This is a genomic window from Sphingomonas sp. Ell38C01, assembly GCF_055231975.1.
Window position 1 is genome coordinate 471,385 of sequence record NZ_JBUYVA010000001.1, and the last position, 23,986, is coordinate 495,370.

A 23,986-nucleotide genomic window follows, 5' to 3' on the forward strand; every position below is an offset into this window, starting at 1 on the left:
GGCTATTTCCCCTCCAGCTTCGCCTTGAGCGCCGCCAGCCCGGAGAACGCCGCGTTCGTCACCTCGTCCTCGCCGATCACGCCCGCCGCCTTCAGCGTCGCGGCGGCGCGGGGGCCGCGGACATAGGGGTCGATCGCCAGCGCCACCGTCTCCGCCGCCGCCTCGCCAAGGTCGATCGCGCCGCCCTCGATCTCGACGGTGTCGAGCGCGTCGTCGCTCAGCTCGATCTCATCCTCGCTCACGCCTCTCGTCCCCGGCGCAGCGACGAAGCGCAGCTCGACCGGCTCGTCGATCGCAGTGGCCAGCGGGTCGCCCGTCACCGAGCACGCCTGCGTCAGCGCCGCCGTCACCCGGCCGCGCACCACGATCCCCGAGGCCTCGCCGCGCACCGCGAACGTCGCCTCCAGCCGCTCGATCGACACCACGCCGAACCGGACCGCCAGCGCCGCGCGTTCCGCCGCGGTCGCCGCGATCGCCACCTGCCGCTCGACCGGGCCGATCGCGTCCAGCCGCTCGGCGCGCGAGAATTCCGGCGTCATGGCAGCACCCCCTGCTCGAGCGTGCCCAGCGGCACCGTCGCCAGCGCGGCATCGAGCGCCCGCAATGCCCGCTCGACATGCGCCACCGCGGCGTCATCCGGTGCGACACCGCGCCACAGGTTGCGCACCAGCGCCTCGCCCAGCGTGCCCTCGACCAGCCCCGTGCGATACGCGCCGATCCGTCCGCCCAGCATGCCCATCATCCGCCCGACATGCTTGCCGACCACGACGTCGCCCATCCCCAGCTCGCGCAGCTGCCCGTCCATGTCTTCGACGAAGCGCTCGGCCAGCCGCGCCTGCAGCGCTGCGGAGGCCGGCTCGCGCTCCAGCCGGATCAGCACCACCGACAGCACGCTCGCGATCATGTCGAACCGGCCATCGACGGTGTCGGGCACCTGTCCGTCGAGATACCAGTGCGGCGCGCGTCCCTTCGCGACGATCGCATCGTACAACGCCAGCGCGGCGTCGTCGCGCGGGCGGAACAGTCTATCCAGCAACCCCAACGGCCCCGCGCCCCCTCATGCCGCGCGCGCTTGTGTGCGGCGCTCGCGGGGCTTATCGAGGCGAACGCGCGCCGATGCAACGCCCCCGCTGCATCTGGCCCGCCCCCGGAGTTCCTATGCGTCCTGTCTCCCTTCTGTCCGTGATCGCGTCGCTCGGCGCGCTGACCCTCGCCGGCGCCTGCGCGCCGCTTAGGTCGCACCAGGGCTATGTCGTCGATGCCGATCTGGTGAACGCGATCCAGCCCGGCGTCGACAACCGCGAATCGGTGACGAAGACGCTCGGCCGCCCGAGCTTCGCGAGCCAGTTCAACAAGGGCGACTGGTACTATATCTCGCGCGACAGCCGCGCCTTCGCGTTCAACAAGCCCAAGCCCAGGGAGCAGCTGACGCTCCAGATCAGCTTCGATGCCGCGGGCACCGTCACCGCGATCCGCAAGTCGGGCGTCGAACAGGTCGCCTCGATCGATCCCTATGGCAAGACGACGCCGACGCTCGGCAAGAAGCGCGGCTTCTTCGACGAGCTGTTCGGCAATATCGGCACCGTCGGCGCGATCGGCGGCGGGCAGGGCGGGGGCCAGGGCGGCGGGCGCGACCAGCCCTGATACGAGAGGCCCTGATACGAGCTGTCGTTTTCCTGACTGCGCCGTTCGCGATCGGTTCAGCGCGGCTCTGGCAATACTCCCCGCATGACGGCGTTTCGTTGCCGCTCATCTGTAAGGGAGACGTGTGATGCGTTCACTCATGACTATCGCGCTGCTCGCCGCGACCGCGATGCCGGTCGCCGCCGGCGCGCAATCCGCGGGCGAACTGCGCCGCGATCGCCAGGACATCCGTCAGGAACAGCGCCAGCTCGATCGTGCGCGCGCCCGCGGCGACTGGCGCGACGTGCGCGAACAGCGCCGCGACGTCCGCGAGGCGCGGCAGGAGTACCGCGAGGACCTGCGTGATCGCGATCGCCGCTGGGGCCGCGACGACTGGCGCGGCTGGCGCGATCGCAACCGCGCGATCTACGCCCGCGGCACCTGGAACGCGCCGTTCCGCTACAACGCGTTCGGCCCCGGTGCCCGGATCGCGCCCAACTATTACGGCCAGCGTTACTGGATCGCGGATCCGTGGCGCTATCACCTGCCGGCCGCCCGCGCCAACGCGCGCTGGGTACGCCACTATAACGACGTGCTGCTGGTCGACTTCCGTCGCGGCATCGTGCTCGACGCGATCCGCAACTTTTACTGGTAAGGCGATTTCTACCGGCAGGAACGCGGTCTGACGGGGTTCGTCGCGGGGTCCGGGGGGAGCGATCAACCCGGGCTTCGGCCGCGTCGTATGGAAAGCATCGACGCGGCCGGTGCCGGCTTGGGTTCGGCACGAGTCCCGAAAGGGGGGTGGGACTATTCAGGCAAACGCGCCGCGAGCGCTTTGGTTCGCCCCGTTTCCAGAATTACGCAGTCAGCGAATCGTGAACATCACCTGGTCGACCACCCGCCCGCCCGCATCGCGCAGCGCCAGCCGGTGCCGCCCCGGCGGCGCGAGGATCAGCGGCGACGCCCCGGCATCCCCCAGGTCCTGCGCATCGAGCGCCAGCCGGTGCGCGACCGGCGCGCCCGACACCGACACCGCCAGCCGCTGCCGGTCGACCGGGATGTCGGGATCGAGCGCATAGACGCTGCCCGACACCGGCGACACGATCCGCGGCCGTCGCGCCGCCGCCGGCGCCAGCGCCACCCGCGTCTGTGCGGTGCCGCGCACGAACCACTCGCGCCGCGCCTGCTCGCCCGTCCCCGCGAACGCCACCGCGCGCGACTCCACCCCCGGAGGCGCGCGCGGCGCGACACTCGGGGTCCGCGCGTGCAAGGCCATCACGATATCGCGCCACACCGGCGCCGCGCCGCTGGTGCCGGAGACCGCGCGCATCGGGTCGCCCTCGACATTGCCGACCCACACCGCAACGGTGAACCGGTCGGTGAAACCCACGCACCAATTGTCGCGCATCGCCTTCGACGTGCCGGTCTTCACCGCCGCCCAGAACGGCAGCCGCAGCGCCGAATCGAGCCCGAACGTGCCCGCCCGCGCGTTCGCGTCCGCCAGCATGTCGCCGACGATCCACGCCGCCGCCGGCGTCGTGATCGCACGCGGCGCGACCCGCGGCGCGTCCGTCGTCAGCCGCAGCGGCGACCACCGCCCGCCATTGGCCAGCGATCGATACGCGTTCGCCTGTTCCCCCAGCGTCACCTCCGCGGAGCCGAGCGCCAGGCTGAACCCGTAATAGTCGCCATCCTCGACCAGCCCGCGATATCCCGTATCCCACAGCCGGTCGCGAAAGCTGTCGACCCCGACGAGCAGCAGCGTCCGCACCGCGGGCACGTTGAGCGACCCCGCCAGCGCCACCCGCGCCGATACCGGGCCCTTGAACGCACGATCGTAATTCTGCGGCACGTACAGGCCGGACGCGGTGTCGAGCTGAACGGGCGAATCGTCGAGGATCGACGCGGGCGTCAGATACCGCTTCTCGATCGCCTCGGCATACAGGAACGGCTTGAGCGTCGATCCCGCCTGTCGGTACGCGTTCGCCGCATCGACCGCGGGCGAAGTCGATGCGCCGCCGATCCCACCGACATAGGCCAGCACGTCCCCGCTAGCATTGTCGACGACGATCGCCGCGCCGTCCCTCGCCCGCGTCCCGCCCAGCCCCTGCAATTGCCGCCGGAGCGCCATGATCGCGACCCGCTGCACGCCGAGGTCCAGCGTCGTCGTCACCCGTGCGCCCGGCTTCGTCAGCAACCGGTCCGCCAGATGCGGCGCCAGCCCCGGATCGAGCGCCAGGCTGCGTGCCGGCCCCAGCGCCGACGCCGCCTCCGCCGCGAACCGCGAACAGTCGCGTTCGTGCGACAGCGCGCAGGCCCGCCGCGCCACTCGCGCCGCATCCGACTGCGGATCGGGGAGCAGCGCCGCCAGCACCAGCGCATCGTCGCGCGACAATGCCTCGGGCGTCTTGCCGAACAACCCCAGCGCCGCCGCGCCGATCCCCTGAGCCTCGCCGCGAAACCCCGCGAGGTTGAGATACCCCTCGAGGATCTGGTCCTTGCTCCACGCCCCGTCGAGCGCGCGCGCGGCGCGGATCTGGCGGATCTTGTCGCGCCACCCCCGTGCACCCGGCGCCGCGAGCGACGGCGCCAGATACGCCGCCAGCTGCATCGACAGCGTCGAGGCGCCGCGCGCCCGCTCGCCCCGGACCCGGTCGCGTACGACTCCCATCAGCGCGAGCCAGTCGACCCCGCCATGGCTCGCAAACCGCCGGTCCTCCGCGGCGATCACCGTCGCGCGCACCACCGGCGCGACGCGGTCGAGCGGTGTCCACGCCAGCCGCCGCGCGGCGAAATCGACCCGCGACGAGTCGAGCAGCCGGCCCTTCTGGTCGTACAACCACGCCTCCGACGGTCGCCAGCTCGCTCGCGCCTGCGCATAGGACGGCAGCGGCGGCGGCCAGGTCAGCCAGTCGACCACGCCGGCGACGAGCGCGAGCGACAGGATGACGACCAGCGCCCACCCCCTCCCCGTCATCCCCGTGAAGGCGGGGATCCATCGCCTGCCTCCAACCAGCCTCACGACAGCGCGCCCGAAAGGCGCGACATCACTTCAACCCCACCACTACCGGCGCATTGGGCACCGCCGCGCGGATCTCGGGCGAGTACATCGCCTCCACCCGCGTCGGCGGCAGCGAGAACCGTCCCGCGCCATTCAGCCGCATCGTGTACGACACCACGAACCGCCCCCGCGGCACCCACGCGAAATACCCGCGCCACGCCTCGCGCCCGCGCTCGACATAAGCGGGGGACACGCCCTCCGACGCCCCGCCCTGCCCCAGCATCGCGGATTGGCCGCCCTGGTCGCCGAAGATCGTCGCGCCGGGCGGCACCGGATCGCTCACCGCCACCCAGTTGCGCTCGGCCTCGGCATCCACCGTGATCGTCACGCGCACCACGTCGCCGCGCGTCAGCCGCCCGGCGTTGCGCGCCTGCACCACGCTCACCGCCTTCGTCATCCGGTAGCCCGCCGCCAATGGCCGCGTCAGCGGCACTGCCGCGCGGATCGCGACGTTCGCCCAAGGCCCCGCGCCCCCCGCCTGCCGCAACAGCAGCGGGGTCGGCCCCGCCGGCAACGCGAACGACGCCAGCCGGTCAGCAGTCGGCCACGCCCGCGCCCACGACTTCGCGCCCAGCGACAGCGTCGTCGTCCCCGTAATCGCGCTCGCCGGATAGAGCTGCGCGAACTTGCGCGCCGCGATCGCGCCCCACGCATTGGCGGTCGTCGTGTCCCAATGCCCGCGCCGCTGCCTGAGCGACACGCCCACCATCATCCGCGGCGCATCGTCCTGCCACCCCGGCCGGCCCAACGTGGCGATCAGCGCCTTCACCGCCGCCTCGTCCCCCGACGACATCAGCCACCATGCCGCGCTCCCCTGGTCGGACAGGTCGAGCCGCGTACCCTCATAGACGAGCCGCGTCCGCAGCACGGCTTCCGCACTCGTCCGAAGCGCCTGCGCGTTCGCGAGGCCCCCCACCCTGTCGAGCGCGATCATATAGTCCGCCAGCGATGCGGTCGGCATCTCGGCGGGCGCGATCCCCAGCTGGCCGAGCATCGCCGGCGTCGCCGCCCCCGCGCGGGCCAGCGCCGCGAACGCCGCCAGCCGCTGGAGCCGCACGTCGCCATAGCTCTCGTGCCGCACCCGCCCGTCGAGCACCGCCTTCAGTCCCTCGATCATCCGGGTCCGCGGCGCCTCGGGCAGCGCCAGCCCGGCATCCGACGCGAGCGACAGAACATACGCCGTCAGCGCCTCCGATCCCTCAAGCGTGTCCCCCGGCCAATAGCGCAACAGCCCGTCGGGCGCCTGATAGGTCGGCAGCTCGCCCGCCAGCGTCGTCCACCCGGCCATGTCGCCCAGTGCGACGATCCGGCTCATCCGCTGTTCGAAGCAGTTGAACGGATAGTCGCGCATATAGTCGCGCACCCCCACCATCGGCGGCGCAAGCGTGTCGTCGAGCCTTATGTCGACCGAGCCCAACCCCGCCAGCGCGCCAGCGGGCGGCGCGATCGGGATCGTCGTGTTCTCCCCCACCCGCGCCAGCGTCGCCGCCCAGGTCTCGACCGGCACCGCGGGGATCACGTCCTGCGTCACCGTCAGCCGGTCCGCCGCCTTGCCGTCGCTCGACCGCGCCGACAGCTGCCAGCGCAGCGTTCCCGCCACACCGGGCGCGGTCAGGTTCCATGCCACCGGCGCCGCGCCGCCTGGCGGAATCGTCACCGTCAGCGGTCGCCCTTGCGCCACCTTCGGGAACACCTCCACGCTCGCGGTGACCGTCATCGGCCGGTCGGATCCGTTGCGCAGCGTGAAACCGGCCGAATACCAGTCCCCCGTCCGCACCAGCGGCGGCAGCCCGGCATAGACCGACAGGTCCTGCGCGGTGCGGATGCTCGCCGTCCCCGTCCCGAAGCCCTGCGCGCCATCCGTCGCCACCGCGACCAGCCGGAACGACGACAGCGCGTCGTTGAGCGGCACCGCGACGCGCGCATGCCCGTTCGCATCGAGCGCGACGCGTCCCTTCCACAGCAACACCGGCTGGAAATTCTCGCGGTTCAACGCACTCATGTCGCCACCCCCGCCGCCGCCCGCCTCGACCGCCTTGCGCCCGTAGTGCCGCTTGCCGACGACCTGCATCTGCGCGGTCGAGGTCAGCACCGACAACGGCCGCTCGCCCATCATCGCGTCCAGCACGTTCCACGACTCGTTGGGCGCCAGCTGCAACAGCGCCTGGTCGACCGCGACGAACGCGACGTCCGCCGCCCGCGCGGGCTTGCCGTCGCTGGTCCGCACCGCGACGTCGACCTGCGCGGTATCGCGTGCCGCGTACCGCTCGCGATCCGCCTTTATCGCCACCTTGAGCGTGTGCGCTTCCCAGCCCACCTTCACCTTCGCGACACCCATCCGGTATGCGGGCTTGGCCAGATCGACGAGCGCGGTCGGTTCGGGGGCGGGGTCGCGCTTGCCGAACAGTCCGGTCAGCCAGTCCCACCACCCCTTCTCGACGCGCCCGCGCACCGCCATCACCGAAACGAACACGTCGGGCGCGTAGGCCCCCGGCATCGGCACCTCGACGACCGGATCGGTCCCGGACAGCTCGGTCACGAAGCTCGACAGCACGCCCTCGCGCTCGACCGTCACCAGCGCGGTCGCGTGGCGGAACGGCATCCGCACCTGGAACTTCGCGACTTCGCCCGCGGCATAGGCGGTCTTTTCGGGCACAACGTCCATCCGGTCGCCATTGTCGCCACCGAACCACCAGTCGTCGTCGCCTGCCAGCCATACCGACTTCACGCTGCGCGCGACATTGCCGTCGCCGTCCGCGGTCGTCGCGACCGCATAGACCTCGCCCGACACCCCTGGATCGACTGCGCATTGCGCCAGCCCCTGCGCATCGGTCGTCGCGGTGCACGTCGTCGCCAGCTTCGTCGTACGCACCTTGTTGTCATAGGCGTAGAACCCGCCGATCAGCCGCCGCCGCGCGGTCAGGATCTGGCGGCTGTAGAGCGCGACCTCGATTCGCTGCCCCCTGATCGGCTTGCCCTGCGTGTCGAGCGCGACGAAGCGCAGCCGCAGATCGTCCTGCTTCATCAGCCAGCCGTCGGTCTTCACCCCCAGCTGCACAGCGGACGGGTGGATCGCGATCGTCTTCGTCGCGGTCAGCGTCTCGCCGTTCGCATCCTGGTAATCCATCTCGACGGTCATGTCGGTCAGCCCCGACAGCGTCTGCGGCACCTCGATCGAGGTCCGCACGGTCCCGTCGCGCCCCAGCGTCGCGGGCAGCATCTGCGTCGGCGGCAGCGGGACATCGTCCTCCTCGCCGTCTCCGTTGAGCGGCTTCACCCCTTCCGCGATCGCCTTGCCGCCGAACGTATAGCCCTCATACCCCTCGGGGCTCGCGTTCCGCGCGAACCACCCGACGCGCAGGTCGACCGGCAGGTTCGACGCCCCGCCCCCGGACAGATAGCCGACATACAGGTCGAGCGGCATCGCCTTGGGCCGCACCGCCGCGCCCTTCGGCCCAGTCACGCTCGCGCGCATCGTCGGCAGCTTGTACTCGTCGACCTTGAACGACTGGCCGGTGAAGATCGTGTCCTGATGGCCCTTCGGGCCGCGCACGATCTGGAGGTCGTACTCGCCCATCGGTGCGCCCGCGGGCGCGGTCCATGCGGTCTCGCCGCTGCCCCCCGCATCGATCGTGATCGGCATCTCGAACTGCGTGTCCGAGCCGCGATGCGACAATTTGAGCGTGCCCGTGAACCCCGGCGGGATCGCGAATCCCGCGCCGACCGGTCGCCGCGCGATATGCTTCATGTGGATCGTCTCGCCCTGCCGGACGAGCGCGCGATCGAACACCGTATGGACGATCGCGTCGCGCGCTTCGTACCCATAGGGCAGGTCGAAATCATAGGGCCGGATCCCCTGCCCCCAATCGGTCAGCGTGAAGCTGAAATCGTCCCCCGCGCGCGCCGACACCATCAGCGGATGCGCGGTCGAGCTTTCCTCACAGCTTCCATAGGTTTCGGGCGCGGGCAGCCCGTTCGCCGCGATCACCCCGCCTGACCGGTCGGTCGTGCCGTGCGCCAGCGTGCGGCCCGTGCACGTATCGGTCACCTGCACGCGCGCGTTCGCGACGGGCTTGCCGGTATCGAGCGACGTCACCCAGACGAGGCTGCGCTCACGCCCCCATTTGAAATGCACCGCCATGTTGGTGACGAGCGCAGCGCTCGCGACGTAGCGCGGCGCATCGCGCCCGAGCAGCGCACGCCCCAGCACCGGGCTCGCCAGCTCAACCACATAGAATCCGGGCTTCCCGAGCGGAATTCCGACCACCTCGAAGTCGCGCCCCTTGCCCGGCAGCGCGACCTTGAGCGTATCCCCCTTGCCGTCGAGGATCGAGGCGTCGCCGGTATGGTTGATCCGCCCCACGACCTCGTCGCCCTTCTTGATCTCCTCGTCGCGAGACTCGCCGGCCTTGTCGACCGCGGTCAGCCACTTCGCCACCTCGCCGTCGCTCCCGCCGACACGCAGCGCCTGCCCGCCCACCGAAAAGCCCCGCCCCTGCAACGCGGGCTCGACGTTGCGGACGGTGACGGGCAGCACCCCGCCCTGCTTCGCCTCCAGGATTCCGAACGGCGCCGCGAACTTCACCAGCGGCGGCGCGCGGTCGAACCGGATCGCCAGCGGGAAGCGCTCCGCGTTCGACAGCGCGCGCCCGCTCTCGTCCTTCACGGCCGCGGGCAGCGTCAGCGTCGCATCGGTCGCGAACGGCAGCGGCGCGGCGAAGGTCACGTCGCTGATCGTCGCCTTCGTCTTCTCGTCGTCGCTGAAGACCGGCGCGATCGCCTTGCCCCCTGGCAGCGCGATGCGGATCGCCTGCGCGACCGACATAGGCACCGGCGCGGTGAAGCGCACATACGCCTTCTCGACCGGGCTGCACCCCGCCTGCGCGTTGACGCGGCTGCATTCGAACCGCGCGGCGAACGGCTTGCGCACGCTATAGTCGAACCGCTGGTCCGCGCCCGCGCGCTTGCCCGCCGCACTCGCGACGCCCGCGCCCCACACCAGCGCCATGTCGCGCCCCGGCGGCAGCGCACGCCGGCACTTCACCGCGACGACTGAAGCGAACGCCCGCCGCCGCTCCGTCACGGTCGTCGGGATCGTCTCGGGCAGCCCGCCCTCCTCGAGGAACCGGCGTACCTCCCACCGCTCGCTGCCCATTTCGGACAACAGCCGGTCGGGCACGTCCGCCGCCAGCACGTCCGCGGGGATCCGCTCGCCGACGCCGTCGATCGCGCAATAGGCGTTGGCGGCGACCGAGGCGGGCGCCGGCGGCAGGTTCGCCGCGACCAGGAACACCTGGTCCTCCGCGATCCCCTCGTCCCCGGATGCGGGCAGCACCGCCCGCGCCACCGGCCCACCCGAATCGACCGTGAACGTCCGCTGCGACGGCAGCGCATAGCCCGCGACGCTCTTCAGCCCGTCGCGCGTCGTGAAGGTGCAGGTGGTGCCCCCCGGCAGCGGCATCGCAAACCCCCAGACGAACGTCTGCTGGTCGACCCAGCGCCCCTCGCCCGCCACCGCGCATTTCGCCTCGACCGGCGCGGCGGCGCGCGGATCGCCCAGCGGCACCATCGGCTGGCTGAACCGGATCGTCCACCGCGCGATCGCGCCCCCGCCCATGCCGGGGGTCGCCAGCGTCACCTGCGGCGCGGCATCGCCATCGGCCACCAGCGGGGTCATCGCCAGCATCGCCAGCGCGATCGGCCCGAACGCAATCGCCAGTCTCATCGCCACGCTCTCCGCCGGGTCGTTAAGGACGCAACGCTACTCGCTGCCCGATCCTTGTCCAGCCGGGATTGCATAGGCGCATGGCTTCCCCGAGACTGGCAGCCGAATCAGGGGGCTGATGGACTTGGCGGCATCTGCGGCGACAATCGGGATCGCGCTCGTCGGGTCGGTCGACATCGTCGGGCGCGAGCTGCTGCTGTTCGCCGCGATCGGGTTCCTGATCGGCGGCATCGACGATATCGCGGTCGACGGCGTCTACCTCGCGCGCCGCCTGCGTCGCACGCACCGCCGCCCGACGCTGCTGGCGGACCTTCCCCAGCCCGGGGAGCCCGGTCGACTGGCGATCTTCGTTCCCGCCTGGGACGAGGCCGGTGTGATCGGCGCGATGCTGGCCACCGCGCTCGCGCGGATCGATCATCCCGACTATCGCATCTATGCCGGCTGCTATCCCAACGACCGCGCGACGATCGACGAGGTGGCCCGCATCGCCGCGCACGATACCCGCGTGGTCCCGGTGATCGCCGCACATCACGGTCCCACGACCAAGGCGGATTGCCTCAACGCGCTGTGGCGTGCGCTCAAGCGCGACGACGACACCACCGGCCTGACGACGCGCGCTGTCATCCTCCATGACGCGGAGGACGTCGTCCACCCGCTCGAGCTGCGCGTGTACGATGCGCTGCTTGCGCGCCACGCGATCGTCCAGATCCCGGTGCTGCCGCTGATCGATCCGCAAGGCCCGATCGTCTCGGCGACCTATGCGGACGAATTCGCCGAGAGCCACGCAAAGGCGCTCCCCGTCCGCGTCGCGCTTGGCGCGGGCATGCCGCTCGCCGGGGTCGGCTGCGCCTTGTCGGTCGCGGCGCTCGATGCGGTCGCGGCGCGCTACGGCACGCCGTTCGACGCGGAAAGCCTTACCGAGGACTATGAGCTGGGCCTGCGAATCGCGGCGCTCGGCTATCGAGCCTGCTTCGCGCGCGTCCGCGCCACCGCGGATTCCCCGCCGATCGCGGTCCGCGCCTATTTCCCCCGCCGCATCGATGCCGCGGTCCGCCAGAAGGCGCGGTGGATGACCGGGATTGCGCTGGCGGGCTGGGACCGCACGGGCTGGTCACGGGCGCGCGACCTCGGCGATCACTGGATGCGTATGCGGGACCGGCGCGCGCCGATCGCGGTGCTCGTCCTCGCCGCCGCCTATGCCGCCGCGCTGGCCTGGGCGATCGGCGTCGCTACGCACGCCGTCACCGCGCTGCCCCGGCCAGCGCCCGATCCGATCGTCGCCGTCCTGCTGTCCGCGAACGGGTGTCTTCTCCTCTGGCGGCTGGTGATGCGCAGTGTGTTTACCTCTCGCGCCTATGGGTGGCGGGAGGGCATCGCGTCGATGCCGCGGGTATTGGTGTCGAACTTCATCGCCATCCTCGCGGTCCGGCAGGCGGTGTCGCGTTACATCGCCGCACTGCGCGGCACGCCATTGACCTGGGACAAGACGATGCACGCCTTCCCCGACGACCTTGCGGACCGCGCCGCGTGACCACGCAGGTCGGTCGCCCGCTGCGGTTCCTCGTCGCGGTCGTCGGCGGCTGGGCGCTGCTGCGCGTCGTATGGCTGTGGCCCGACGCCGCCGCGCTGTCCGAACCGGCGGCGACAGCGGACCAGACGCGCGCGCGGATCCTCGCCGGCCTGCCCCTCGTCGAATCGCGCGCGCCACGCTCGCTGGTCCTCGCCGCGCTGCCTGTGTCGCCGCCCGCCGCGCTCGCAAGACCGGAGCCCGGAACGACGGTCGCGATCCCCTATCGCGCCCACGCGCCCGTGGCAGACCCCGCGATCGTCGTCACCGCGAGGCGTACCCACCTCCCGGACCCGACCCGCGTGGCGCTCGCGCTCGCGGCCTTCGTCGATTACGGCCCCGCCATCCCCGTCCTCCCCGCCCCCGGCACCGCATTCCCCGGGATCGCGCCCGGCCTCTCGCGCTGGTCCGCCACCGCCTGGAGCATCGTGCGCGGCGGCCGCTCCACACCGTTCGCGCCGCAGCTCGGCGGCAGCCAGGCCGGCGCGCGAATCGTCTACGCGCTCGACGATCGCCAGCGCTTCGGCATCGGCGCGCGCCTGTCTTCCGCGCTGGCGTCGCGACAGAACGAAGGCGCGATCGGCGTCTCGCTCCGCGCGGCCGCGCCGGTCACGCTGTTCGCCGAGCGCCGCCTCGGGCTCGGTGGCATCCGCGGCGGCTATGCGGCGGGCGCGATCGCAGGCGTCGCACCGACTCCGATCGCCGCAGGGTTCGATCTCGAAGCCTATGCGCAGGCCGGCGCGATCGCGCGTGGCCGCACCGGCGACGGCGTCGAGGGGTTCGGCGACGGCGCGGCCCGCCTGACGCACCCGCTCACCACGATCGGTGCGGTGCGCGTCGCGGCCGGCGCGGGCGCCTGGGGCGGTGCGCAGCGCGGCGTCCACCGCGTCGATCTCGGCCCCTCGCTCACGCTCGGCGTCCCCGCCGCGGGCCGGACGCTACGGGTCGCGGTCGACTGGCGCCAGCGCGTCGCGGGCAACGGCACCCCCGCCTCTGGGCCAGCCCTCTCGCTCGGCACCGATTTCTAGCGCCACGCCGCTTCCGCCAGGGCCGCGAACCGCCTAGGACGTCGCGGGTGGACCTCTATCTTCCGATCGCCAACCTGTCGGTCAACGCGCTCGTCATCATCGCGCTCGGCGCGGGGGTGGGGCTGCTGTCGGGCATGTTCGGGGTCGGCGGCGGGTTTCTCACGACGCCGCTGCTGATCGTCTACGGCATCCCGCCCACAGTCGCTGCCGCCAGCGCCGCCAGCCAGGTGACCGGCGCCAGCGTGTCGGGCGTGTTCGCCTATTTCCGCCGCGACGGGGTGGACGTGCCGATGGGGCTGGTGCTGGTCGCGGGCGGCGTGCTCGGCAGCCTCGCGGGCGCCTGGCTGTTCCGCATCCTCCAGACGTCGGGCCAGATCGATATCGCGATCGCGATCACCTATGTCGTGCTGCTCGTCTCGATCGGTGGGCTGATGCTCAAGGAATCCATCGATTCGATCCGGGTGGCGCGCGGCCGCCGCGCCGCCCCCGCGCGTCGCCGCCGGCACCACCCGCTCGTCGCCAGCCTGCCGTTCCGCATGCGCTTCTATCGCTCGGGGCTCTACATCTCGCCGCTCGCACCGCTGATCCTGGGGTTCGCAACCGGCATACTGACGATCCTGCTCGGGATCGGCGGCGGGTTCGTGCTGGTGCCCGCGATGATCTACCTGCTCGGTATGGCGACGCAGGTCGTGGTCGGCACCTCGCTGTTCCAGATCCTGTTCGTCACCGCCACCGCGACGATGGTCCACGCCACCACCACCAAGGCGGTCGACATCGTGCTCGCCGGCCTGCTGCTCGTCGGCTCGGTCGTCGGCGCGCAGGTCGGCGCGCGGCTCGCCTCGCGCTCGCGCCCCGAGTATCTCCGCCTCGCGCTCGCGATCATGGTACTGCTCGTCGCGTTCCGCATCGGGCTGGGACTCGGCTGGCGCCCCGACGAGATCTATTCGATCGAACTGTCGTGAAACGCCTGCTGCTCCTTTTCGCGCCGCTGCTGATGGGGCAGTCTAAGCCGGTCCTCGTCCCCGACGTGTCGCAGCGCAATATCGAGATCGCGTACAGCTTCACCGGCGCGGAACTGCTGCTGTTCGGCGCGATCCTCTATCCCGGCGGCCGTCTGCCGGACGACCGCGCGCCCACCGACATCGTCGTGGTCGTCAAGGGCCCCGTCCAGTCGATCCTGGTCCGCGAGAAGGAGAAGGTCGCGGGCATCTGGGTCAATGCCGAGCGGCTGCGCTACCGCTCCGCGCCCAGCTTCTACGCGATCGCCTCGTCGCGCCCGATCGGCAGCATCGTCGACGATCGCACCCGTGCGATCTACGAGCTCGGGCTCGACAGCCTCCAGCTCTCTCCCGCCTCGTCCGAACTGCCCGGCGTGCAGGACCGGTTCGCGCGCGGCCTCGTCGATCTCAAGCGCCGCTCGGGCCTCTATTACGCCGCGCCCCATGCGGTCGAGATCACCGACGGCGTCCTCTACCGCGCGCGCGTCCGCATTCCCGCGCGCGTCCCTGTCGGCCGGTTCACCGCGGAAACCTTCCTGCTCCGCGACGGCCGCGTCCTCGCCGCCGCGGTCCGCGACATCGATATCCGCAAATCGGGATTCGAACGATTCGTCGCACGCGCCGCGGACCGGTCGTCGGTGCTCTACGGCCTTACCGCGGTCGCCCTGTCGGTCCTGCTCGGCTGGGGCGCGGGCTGGATCGCGCGCCGGATCTGAGGGTCGGCCGGCCCGAGCGCAATTTCTTTACGAAGCCAATTTCTTTACGAAGATCGCGTAACCACGGCAGCTCGAAGCCGGGGGTTTTGCGTGCCATGAGTGAAATGCCGATGTCGCGCGCGTTCGATCGGGTCGCACCAGCGGGCGCCCGCGAACCCGCCGTCGCGCTGACCCCGATCGGCGTCGTGCTCGAGATCGGCGGCTCCTCGAGCCAGATCCTGCTCGACCTGACCGCGCTCGAGACGTTCGCGTCGAACCCCGATCCGGTGATGGCTGCGGCGGGACAGGTCGGCAGCCAGATCAAGATGCGGATCGGCAATGTGTGGCTGGTCGCCAACATCCGGACGCTGCGGCTGGCGGACGGTGTGCGGGACCGCGCGATCGCGCTCATCGACTTCCTGGGCGAAGGCGACGAGGAGCGGCTGACCGGCAAGCTCTATCGCTTCCGTCGTGGCGTCACCCGCTATCCGGTGCCCGGCTGCGAAGTCTTCCCGGTCGGCACCCCGGACCTGAAGCAGGTCTATGCCGCCACCGACCAGGTCTCGATCGAGATCGGCAACGTCTATCCGACGAAGGACGTGCGCGGCGCGCTGTTCGTCGATGCGATGCTCGGCAAGCATTTCGCGCTGCTCGGCTCGACCGGCACCGGCAAGTCGACCAGCGCCGCGCTGATCCTCCACCGCATCTGCGATCTGGCGCCCGAGGGCCATATCGTGATGATCGATCCGCACGGCGAATATGGCGCCGCGTTCCGCGGCAACGGCGCGCTCTACGATGTCTCGAACCTCCAGATGCCGTACTGGCTGATGAACTTCGAGGAGCATTGTGAGGTCTTCCTCACCACCTCGGGCTCCGAGCGGCAGGTCGATGCGGACATCCTCGCCAAATGCCTGCTCGCCGCGCGCGGCAAGAGCCGGCTGGGGCAGGAGATCCCGAAACTCACCGTCGACGCACCGATCCCCTATCTGCTCAGCGACCTGACCAATCTCCTCCAGCTCGAAATGGGGAAGATGGATCGCGCGGGCGATACCGCACCCTATCTGCGCGTGAAGTCGAAGGTGGAGGAGATCAAGGCCGATCCGCGCTACGGATTCATGTTCTCGGGCATGCTCGTCGCGGACACGATGGCGGCGTTCATCGCGCGGATGTTCCGCCTGCCCGGCGAGGGCAAGCCGATCTCGATCATCGACGTCTCGGGCGTCCCCAGCGAGATTACGTCGGTCGTCGTCGCGGTGCTCAGCCGGATGGTGTTCGATTTCGCGATCTGGTCGCGCGGCGAGGAACAGCGCCCGATCCTCCTCGTCTGCGAGGAGGCGCACCGCTACATCCCGTCGGACCGCGACGGCACCTCGTCGGTCGGCCGGATCCTCGGCCGGATCGCCAAGGAAGGCCGCAAATACGGCGTCTCGCTCGGGCTCATCACCCAACGTCCGTCGGACCTGGCAGAGGGCGTGCTGTCGCAGTGCGGCACGATCATCGCGATGCGGCTCAACAACGATCGCGACCAGGCGTTCGTCCGCGCCGCGATGCCTGAAGGCGCGCGCGGTTTCCTCGACGCGATCCCCTCGCTGCGCAACCGCGAGTGCATCATCTCGGGCGAGGGCGTGTCGGTGCCGATCCGCGTCGCGTTCGATTCGCTCGAAGAGAGCAAGCGCCCCGCCTCGGGCGACCCCAGCTTCGCCCGGCTGTGGACCGAAGTCGGCGGCGAGGACCAGATCATCGCCCGCACCATCCAGCGCTGGCGCGCGCAGGGGCGGTAAAACTCCCCGTCACCCCGTATCAAGTCCGGGGTGACCTATCCCCTACCGCCCCGCCCCCGGCCGCACCGCCAGCAACCCCGCCACCTTCGCCTTGAACGCGCGCAACGCCTCCCCCGACATCGTCGCGACGCTCGACAGCGAGATCGAACGCGGGTTCACCGCCTGCCCGTTCTTCCACACTTCCCAGTGGAGGTGCGGACCCGTCGACATCCCCGTCGACCCGACATAGCCGATCACCTGCCCGCGCGCGACGCGGGTGCCCGGCGATACCGCGATCCGGCTCATATGCCCGTATCCGCTCGCCAGCCCGCCCGCATGGTTCAGCTTCACGAAATTGCCGTACCCCGCGTTGCGCCCCGCGAACGCGACGACGCCGTCGATCGCGGCATAGATCGGCGAGCCATAGGGCGCGCCGATATCCATCCCCTTGTGCATCCGCATGAAGCCCAGCAGCGGATGCATGCGCAGCCCGAAGGTCGAGGTCACGCGCCCCGACACCGGCATACCCATGAAGCCGCGCCGTTCGGACTGGCCGTTGGCGTCCCACCACTGGCCGTCTTCCCACTTCACCAGCTGGATGCGCTTGCGCCCCTGGTCGAGCCCGGCGAACTGGAGGTCGCCGATCTGGACCTCGCCGGTCGCCGCGCGCGCCTGGTCCGCGACGATGTCGAAGCTGTCCGCCGCGGTCACGTCGCGCCCGATCGACACGCGCGTCGCCAGCGCCTTGATATAGGCCTCGACCACGCGCGCCGGCGCGCCGGCCGCACGCGCCGAGCGATAGAGGCTCGATCCGACCAGTCCCTGGATACGCAGCGGCGTCCGGTCGATCGCGATCGGCTGGCGATCGAGCGTCAGCGCGCCGCCGTCGCGCGCGACCGCAAGGTTCAGGTCGAACCGCGCGCGGAATGCCAGCCGCTCGAGCGGGCGCGCCACCGAACGGTCGGCGCGGCGTCCCAGTGTCAGGTCGATCACCGTGCCCGGCTTCAGGTCGTCGAGCGGCACCGCATCCGCGACGAGGCTCGCCGCCTGCGCCGCGTCGTTCCGGCCGACGCCTGCGCGCTGAAGCATCGCCCCGAACGAATCGCCGTCTCCCAAGGTCGCGGTCAGCTCGACCACCGGGCGCTCGGGCGCATCGGTCAGCGGCGCGACGAGGTCGTTCGCCGCCAGCCGCCGCCCGGTCGACGCGCCGAAGGCCAGCGGCGCGATCGACAGCGTCCGCGCTTCCTCGAACTCCGCGCCCGCCAGCGGCGCGGGCGTCATCCCCGGCAACGGGCGCAGCGTCGGTGCCATCAGCCAGGTCGCGGTGCAGAGAGCCGTACACGTCGCCACCCCGCGCCACCACGCGCGCGTCCCGATCTGCGTGCCGAGATCGGGCACCCAGTCGAGATGCGCCACGCGACCCCGCGCACGATCGAGCACCGACTGGTCCGCGATCGGCACCAGCGCACGCCCGAACGACCGCGTTCCCGCGGCGCCCGCCATTTCCATGCCCTGTTGTTCGCGCAAGAACACGCGCCAGCCCCCGAACGCAAAGTCCGCCGGGCACCCCCCGACGCAGGTGGATTCGTTGTGGGGACGACATGCTAAAGTCAAATTAACCCGGTCCGCCCGCACGTTGTGCCGCGCCCAGCCGTGGCGCGCGTGCGACGGACGGCCAAGTCGTCGGAATCGATCGCGAAAACCGGTTGCGCATCGCCGCCGCACCCCCGATGTTCGTCCTATCATGCACGCACGCGACGGGGCACGGATCACCGCGGTCCTTGGACCCACCAACACCGGCAAGACGCACCTCGCGGTCGAACGGATGTGCGCGCACTCCAGCGGCATGATCGGCTTTCCGCTACGTCTCCTCGCGCGCGAGGTCTATGACCGCGTCGTCGCGATCAAGGGCGCAAGCCAGGTCGCGCTCATCACCGGCGAGGAGCGGATCTGCCCCCCCGACGCGCGCTGGTTCCTGTGCACCATCGAGAGCATGCCCGTAGACCGCGACCTCGCGTTCGTCGGGATCGACGAGGCGCAGCTTGGCGCGGACATGGAGCGTGGCCACGTCTTCACCGATCGCCTGCTCCACGCGCGCGGTCGCGAGGAGACGATGATCCTGGGCTCCGCCACGATCAAGCCGCTCGTCCGCGCATTGGTGAAGGAGGCCGAGATCGTCGAGCGCCCGCGCTTCTCGACGCTCACCTATGCCGGCGCCAAGAAGCTGAGCCGCCTGCCCAAGCGCTCCGCGATCGTCGCGTTCAGCGCGGAGGAGGTCTATGCGGTCGCCGAGATGCTGCGCCGCCTGCGCGGTGGCGCCGCGGTCGTGATGGGCGCGCTGTCGCCCCGCACCCGCAACGCGCAGGTCGCGATGTTCCAGGCGGGCGAGGTCGATTATCTCGTCGCCACCGACGCGATCGGGATGGGGCTCAACATGGACGTCGCACATGTCGCGTTCGGCGGGCTCTCCAAGTTCGACGGCCATCGCCGCCGCCGGCTGACCGTCGCCGAGATGGCGCAGATCGCGGGCCGCGCGGGCCGGCACCAGCGCGACGGCACCTTCGGTGCGCTCGTCGAGGACGGCCCCGGCGCGTTCCTGCCCGAGGAGGTCCTCGCGATCGAATCGCACCGCTTCCCACGGCTCGACCATCTCTACTGGCGCGACGGCAAGCCCGACCTGTCGAGCGTCGACGCGCTCATCCACGCGCTCGAGCGCCGCCCCGAACCCGGCCCGCTTCGCGCCGCCCCGCAAGCGACCGACCTCGCGGTCCTCAAGCGCCTCGCCGACGAACCCTGGGTCCGCGATCGCGCGCGCCGCCCGTCGATGGTCTCGCGGCTCTGGGCGGCGTGCGGGGTCCCCGATTTCGGCAAGTCCGGGATCGATCCGCATGCGCGCTTCGTCAGCCGACTGTTCGGGCATCTGAGCGAAGACAACGGCTACATCCCGCACCAGTGGTTCGCGGACGAGGTCGCGCGGCTCGACCGCATCGACGGCGATGTCGAGACGATCGCGGGCCGCGTCGCGCATGTCCGCAGCTGGGCTTATATCGCGCAGCGCCCGGACTGGCTCGCCGATCCCGCGCACTGGGCGGAGCGCACCCGCGCGATCGAGGAGCGGCTGTCCGACGCGCTCCACGCCGGCCTGACGCAGCGTTTCGTCGACAAGCGCACCACCGCGCTGATCCGTCGGATCGGCAAGGATTCGGGCGCCCTCCCCGTCACGATCGGCGCGCAGGGCGAGGTGATGGTCGAGGATCATGCGATTGGCCGGCTCGAGGGGTTCCGCTTCCATGTCGCGGCCGACGCGCGCGCGGGCGACCGCCGCCTGCTCCTCGCCGCCGCGGAAACGCATCTCGGCGTCGAGCGTGCGCGCCGCGGCGCCGCGCTCGTGGAGGCGGACGACGCCGCGTTCGCGCTCGACGGCGATCTCGTGCGGTGGGACGGGCTCGCGATCGCACGGCTCGATCCCGGACGCGTGCTCTCGCAACCGCGCATCGTTCTCGATCGCGCGCTCGACTGCCTCGACCGCGCCCAGCGCGAGCGTATCGACGCGCGTGTCGACGCGTGGCTCGCACAGGCGATCGCGCGCGCGCTTCCCGCGCTCCCCCGCCTCGCCGCGCTCGCGCGCGAGACCGATGCCGGTTCGTCGCTGCGCAGCATCGCTACCGCGGTCGAGGCGGGCGCAGGCGTTGCCGACCGGCTGGCGCTGCGCACCGCGATCGAGGCGATCGACCCCTTCGCGCGCAAGCGCCTGCGCGCGCTCGGTGTCACGATCGGCGCGCTCGACCTGTTCGTCCCCGCCGCGCTGCGCCCCGGTGCGTCGACGTTGCGCCACACCCTGCTCGCCGTCGCCGCGCGCGATCCGGGCCCGCCCCCCACGCCGGGCGCGACCGTCCTCCCCCGCGGTGCGCCCGGCGCGACGCTCGCCTGGGGCTACCGCCCGATCGCGCTCCAGGCCGTCCGCATCGATCTCGTCGAGCGGATCGCGCGCGCGGCGCATGACGCGCGCACCGGCCGCGCCGCCTTCGCCCCTGATCCCGCGCTCGCCACCTCGATCGGCGTCACCCCCGTCACCTTCGCGCGACTGATGGCGGAGCTCGGCTTCCGCCCCCTCCGCGGCGACGACACGCGCTGGGAATGGCGCGGCCGCGCCGTCGCGAAGCGCGCGCCGGTCGATCCCAAGGGCGCGTTCGCCGCGCTCGCGGAGCTGCGCCTTGGCTGACGCGAGTACGTCTGGCGCCTCGATGCGGATCGACCGGTTCCTCTGGTTCGCCCGGCTGACCAGGACGCGCAGCGCGGCACAGGCGCTCGCGGGCGACGGCCATCTCCGCCTCGACGGCCGCGCGATCGATCGCGCGCATTGCCCGGTGCGCATCGGCAATATCCTCACCTTCGCGCAACGTGGCCGCGTCCGCATCGTCCGCGTCGAGGCGCTCCCCGCCCGCCGCGGCCCGCCCGCGGAGGCCGGCGCCTGCTACATCGATCTCGCTGCAAACGTCTCGCAGGATGCGCCCCAAGATTGACGCGCTGTTTCGCGAGGCATAGCAGACCCTTCACACGTACCGTTTAGGGAAACCGGGACATGACCTACGTCGTCACCGACGCCTGCATCCGCTGCAAGTATATGGACTGCGTCGAGGTGTGCCCCGTCGACTGTTTCTATGAGGGCGAGAACATGCTCGTCATCAACCCCAGCGAGTGCATCGACTGCGGCGTGTGCGAGCCCGAATGCCCCGCCGAGGCGATCCTGCCCGATACCGAGAACGGCCTCGAACAGTGGCTGGAGCTCAACAACACCTTCTCCGCGCAATGGCCCAACGTCACCCGCAAGGCGGACCAGACCCCCGCCGATGCCGACGAGCACAAGGGCGAAGAGGGCAAGTACGACAAGTTCTTCTCGCCCGAACCCGGCGCGGGCGACTGATAATGCCCGAAGCCCGGCACGGGCGATCTACCATTCACTGCGATCGCCGTACGCTGCTCACCGCGGGCGCGGCGATCGCCACCGCCGCCGCGCTGCCGTCCTGGGCGCGCGGCCTTGCGTCGATCCCCAAGCCGACACGCGAGGCGATGGTCCCGGTCAAGGGCGGTCGCGTCTATGTCCGCGTAAACGGCGACCTTGCCGGCCCGCGCGCGCCGATCGTCTTCGTGCATGGCGGCCCCGGCGGCACCCACAACGCGCTGACCGAGGCGCTCGCGCTCGCCGACGAGCGCGCGGTGATCCTCTACGACCAGCTCGACAGCGGACGTTCCGACCACCCGCAGGATCCCGCCAACTGGACGGTTTCGCGCTTCACCGACGAGATGGAGGCGATCCGCACCGCGCTCGGCGTGGATCGCTGGCACGTCAGCGGGCACAGCTGGGGCGGCACGATCGCGCTCGAATATGGCGCGCGCCGCCCCGCCGCGCTCCGTGGCCTCGTTCTCGGCAGCCCGCTGATCTCGACACGCTCGTGGATCGCCGATGCGGACCTGCTGCGCACCCGCCTTCCCGCCGACGTCCAGACGACGCTCAAGGCCTGCGACACCCCCGCCCCGCCCGTCAAGGCCGCCTGCGATACCGCCACCCGCGCCTTCTATTCCGCGTTCAACGGCCGCGAACCGCGCACGAATGCACGCCTCGCCTATGATCGCACCGTCGGCGGCGAGGGCTTCAACCCCCGCCTCTACAACGCGATGTGGGGGGCCAGCGAATTCGTCGCGACCGGCACGCTCAGGGATTATGACGGCGAGCCGCTTCTCGCGAAACTCGACGGACGCCGCACGCTCTTCCTTGTCGGCCAGTATGACGAGGCCCGCCCCGAAACCGCGCTCGCCTTCGCACAGCGTGTCCCGGGCAGCGAGGTCGCGGTGGTCCCGGGCGGCGCGCACGGCATCTTCGGCGACCGGCCGGAGGAAAGCATCGCGATTCTGCGGACATGGTTGACACGGCAGGATGCTCTCCCCGCCTGATCGTCAGGAAACCTGCCGTTTTGCGGTGGTAATTTTATTACCAACATGCTACATACGTCCATGTCGGACGTGTGCTGCGCATCCGATTCCAGACGTGTGAACCTATGTTTCGTCGGTCACGCCTGCGGCCTCGCTGCCGCCGCGTTAGCCCACGGAATACGACCCGGAAAGGCCCAAAATGGCTGCCAAGGCTCTGTCCTTCGATGTCGGTGATTATGTCGTGTACCCCAAGCATGGGGTCGGCCGGGTGGTCGAACTGCTTAAACAGGAAATCGCAGGGATGCAGCTGGAGCTCTACGTGCTCCGGTTCGAGAAGGAGCGGATGACGCTCCGCGTGCCTACCAACAAGGCCGAGAGTGTCGGCATGCGCAAGCTGTCGTCGGACAAGACGATGCGCGAGGCGATGGAGACGCTCAAGGGCAAGCCCAAGGTCAAGCGCACCATGTGGTCCAGGCGTGCGCAGGAATATGAGGCGAAGATCAACTCGGGTGACCTGGTATCGATCGCCGAGGTGGTCCGCGACCTGTTCCGTGCCGACGACCAGCCCGAGCAGAGCTATTCGGAGCGCCAGATCTTCGAAGGCGCGACGAGCCGCCTCGCCCGCGAACTCGCCGCGATGGAGCAGATCGACGAGCCTGCCGCGCAGGAGAAGATCCTCGAGATCCTCCGTGCCGCCGCCGCGATCTACAACAAGGAGAAGGTGCCGGCCTGACGCCGTCATCTTGTCGCCGACTTGAAAAGGCCCGCGTCGACACCCGTCGCCGCGGGCCTTTTCGCAAACGTTGCGCGTCCATCCTTGCTGTGTTATCTAACCAATACACATAAGGAGGTCGCCATGCGCAGTTTCATCCTCGCCACGCTCGTTCCGCTCGCCGCCTGCGGCAATGGCGGCGACGATTCGCCCGGTGTTCCCTCCTCGGGATCGGGCACCAGCCGCGCCTTCGCGGTTTCCGGATTCGACGCGGTCGACTTGCGTGGACCCGACGATATCGACGTCCGCGTCGGGGCCGCCTTCTCGGTCCGTGCCGAGGGCGACCAGACCGCGCTCGATACGCTCAAGGTCGAGAAGGTCGGGAACACGCTGCGTGTCGGCCGCCGCGGCAAGTTCGGGTTCAGCTGGGGCAACAGCGGCAAGGTGCGCATTCTCGTGACGATGCCGCGGATCGCGAACGCCGACATCTCGGGCTCGGGTAACCTCGCGGTCGATCGCGCCGAAGGTGCGAAGTTCGATGGCGGCGTCGCCGGATCGGGTAACCTGACGGTCGGCACGCTCGCGGTGCAGTCCGCCGAACTGTCGATCGCCGGATCGGGCAACATCCGCGCCGCCGGCACCGCACGATCGCTCGAGATGTCGATCGCCGGGTCGGGCAACATCGACGCCCGCCGCGTCGCTGCCTCGCAGGCGGAGGTGTCGATCGCGGGCTCGGGTGACATCGCCGCCGCGGTCGATGGCCCCGCCTCGGTATCGCTGATGGGATCGGGGGACGTCGATCTGGGACCCAAGGCGCGTTGCAAGACCGACAAGATGGGATCGGGCACGGTGCGCTGCGGCGGCTGATCGCGCTTGCTCCCGGCGG

Annotated in this window: 18 protein-coding genes; 13 read left to right on the forward strand and 5 right to left on the reverse strand. The window is 70.7% G+C overall.

Translation table 11 applies throughout. The annotated features are described in order from the left end of the window. Nucleotides 1-2 precede the first annotated feature (2 nt). A complete protein-coding gene (locus ACV7NO_RS02275) occupies nt 3-539 on the reverse strand; it encodes a YceD family protein (protein WP_463404415.1) in 537 nt (178 codons plus the stop codon). Then, nucleotides 536-1,042: a ubiquinol-cytochrome C chaperone family protein gene (locus ACV7NO_RS02280; protein WP_463404416.1), complete on the reverse strand. Its 507-nt coding sequence runs from the start codon at nt 1,040-1,042 to the stop codon at nt 536-538. Before ACV7NO_RS02280 ends, ACV7NO_RS02275 begins: the two co-directional genes overlap by 4 nt. Before the next feature lie 116 nt (nt 1,043-1,158). Between ACV7NO_RS02280 and ACV7NO_RS02285 the strand changes: the two genes are divergently transcribed. Both ACV7NO_RS02285 and ACV7NO_RS02290 read left to right on the forward strand, forming a co-directional pair. Continuing rightward, nucleotides 1,159-1,644 carry an outer membrane protein assembly factor BamE gene (locus tag ACV7NO_RS02285; RefSeq protein ID WP_463404417.1) on the forward strand — a complete coding sequence of 162 codons (486 nt, stop codon included), beginning with the start codon at nt 1,159-1,161 and terminating at the stop codon, nt 1,642-1,644. A 127-nt stretch (nt 1,645-1,771) separates the two neighbouring features. Continuing rightward, nucleotides 1,772-2,278, forward strand: a complete 507-nt coding sequence (locus ACV7NO_RS02290) for an RcnB family protein (RefSeq protein WP_463404418.1) — start codon at nt 1,772-1,774, stop codon at nt 2,276-2,278. 210 nt (nt 2,279-2,488) lie between these two features. Here the strand turns inward: ACV7NO_RS02290 and pbpC are convergent, their stop codons facing one another. Together pbpC and ACV7NO_RS02300 are read right to left on the reverse strand one after the other, a co-directional pair. Further along, on the reverse strand, nt 2,489-4,600 hold the full coding sequence (gene pbpC, locus ACV7NO_RS02295; RefSeq protein WP_463404419.1) for a penicillin-binding protein 1C: 2,112 nt from the start codon (nt 4,598-4,600) through the stop codon (nt 2,489-2,491). A gap of 70 nt (nt 4,601-4,670) precedes the next feature. Next, entirely contained in the window at nt 4,671-10,409 is a 5,739-nt protein-coding gene (locus ACV7NO_RS02300; protein WP_463404420.1) for an alpha-2-macroglobulin family protein, read from the reverse strand. Between the two features lie 124 nt (nt 10,410-10,533). On the opposite strand from ACV7NO_RS02300, the gene ACV7NO_RS02305 reads away from it, so the two are divergent. The 5 genes from ACV7NO_RS02305 to ACV7NO_RS02325 all read left to right on the forward strand — a co-directional run bounded on the left by ACV7NO_RS02305 (nt 10,534) and on the right by ACV7NO_RS02325 (nt 16,478). After that, nucleotides 10,534-11,940: a glycosyl transferase family protein gene (locus ACV7NO_RS02305; RefSeq protein WP_463404421.1), complete on the forward strand. Its 1,407-nt coding sequence runs from the start codon at nt 10,534-10,536 to the stop codon at nt 11,938-11,940. Continuing rightward, nucleotides 11,937-13,004, forward strand: coding sequence for a hypothetical protein (locus ACV7NO_RS02310; RefSeq protein WP_463404422.1), 1,068 nt, complete (start codon nt 11,937-11,939; stop codon nt 13,002-13,004). The genes ACV7NO_RS02305 and ACV7NO_RS02310 overlap by 4 nt, the downstream gene beginning before the upstream one ends. A 47-nt stretch (nt 13,005-13,051) precedes the next feature. Next, entirely contained in the window at nt 13,052-13,966 is a 915-nt protein-coding gene (locus tag ACV7NO_RS02315; RefSeq protein WP_463404423.1) for a sulfite exporter TauE/SafE family protein, read from the forward strand. A 32-nt stretch (nt 13,967-13,998) separates the two neighbouring features. Further along, entirely contained in the window at nt 13,999-14,718 is a 720-nt protein-coding gene (locus tag ACV7NO_RS02320; protein WP_463407257.1) for a TIGR02186 family protein, read from the forward strand. A 95-nt stretch (nt 14,719-14,813) separates the two neighbouring features. After that, on the forward strand, nt 14,814-16,478 hold the full coding sequence (locus ACV7NO_RS02325) for an ATP-binding protein (protein WP_463404424.1): 1,665 nt from the start codon (nt 14,814-14,816) through the stop codon (nt 16,476-16,478). 42 nt (nt 16,479-16,520) lie between these two features. Here the strand turns inward: ACV7NO_RS02325 and ACV7NO_RS02330 are convergent, their stop codons facing one another. Next, nucleotides 16,521-17,990 (reverse strand): peptidoglycan DD-metalloendopeptidase family protein, encoded by a 1,470-nt coding sequence (locus ACV7NO_RS02330; RefSeq protein ID WP_463404425.1) that lies wholly within the window; start codon nt 17,988-17,990, stop codon nt 16,521-16,523. A 211-nt stretch (nt 17,991-18,201) separates the two neighbouring features. Between ACV7NO_RS02330 and ACV7NO_RS02335 the strand changes: the two genes are divergently transcribed. The 6 genes from ACV7NO_RS02335 to ACV7NO_RS02360 all read left to right on the forward strand — a co-directional run bounded on the left by ACV7NO_RS02335 (nt 18,202) and on the right by ACV7NO_RS02360 (nt 23,967). After that, a complete protein-coding gene (locus ACV7NO_RS02335) occupies nt 18,202-20,679 on the forward strand; it encodes a helicase-related protein (RefSeq protein ID WP_463404426.1) in 2,478 nt (825 codons plus the stop codon). A 22-nt stretch (nt 20,680-20,701) separates the two neighbouring features. Then, the gene (locus ACV7NO_RS02340; RefSeq protein ID WP_463407258.1) at nt 20,702-20,980 is read left to right on the forward strand and encodes an RNA-binding S4 domain-containing protein; all 279 of its coding nucleotides are present in this window, start codon (nt 20,702-20,704) and stop codon (nt 20,978-20,980) included. A gap of 59 nt (nt 20,981-21,039) precedes the next feature. Beyond that, on the forward strand, nt 21,040-21,381 hold the full coding sequence (gene fdxA / locus ACV7NO_RS02345; RefSeq protein ID WP_463404427.1) for a ferredoxin FdxA: 342 nt from the start codon (nt 21,040-21,042) through the stop codon (nt 21,379-21,381). Between the two features lie 2 nt (nt 21,382-21,383). After that, nucleotides 21,384-22,409 carry a proline iminopeptidase-family hydrolase gene (locus tag ACV7NO_RS02350; RefSeq protein ID WP_463404428.1) on the forward strand — a complete coding sequence of 342 codons (1,026 nt, stop codon included), beginning with the start codon at nt 21,384-21,386 and terminating at the stop codon, nt 22,407-22,409. 178 nt (nt 22,410-22,587) lie between these two features. Further along, a complete protein-coding gene (locus tag ACV7NO_RS02355) occupies nt 22,588-23,121 on the forward strand; it encodes a CarD family transcriptional regulator (RefSeq protein ID WP_463404429.1) in 534 nt (177 codons plus the stop codon). Nucleotides 23,122-23,244: 123 nt separating this feature from the next. Then, the gene (locus ACV7NO_RS02360) at nt 23,245-23,967 is read left to right on the forward strand and encodes a head GIN domain-containing protein (RefSeq protein ID WP_463404430.1); all 723 of its coding nucleotides are present in this window, start codon (nt 23,245-23,247) and stop codon (nt 23,965-23,967) included. Nucleotides 23,968-23,986 lie beyond the last annotated feature (19 nt).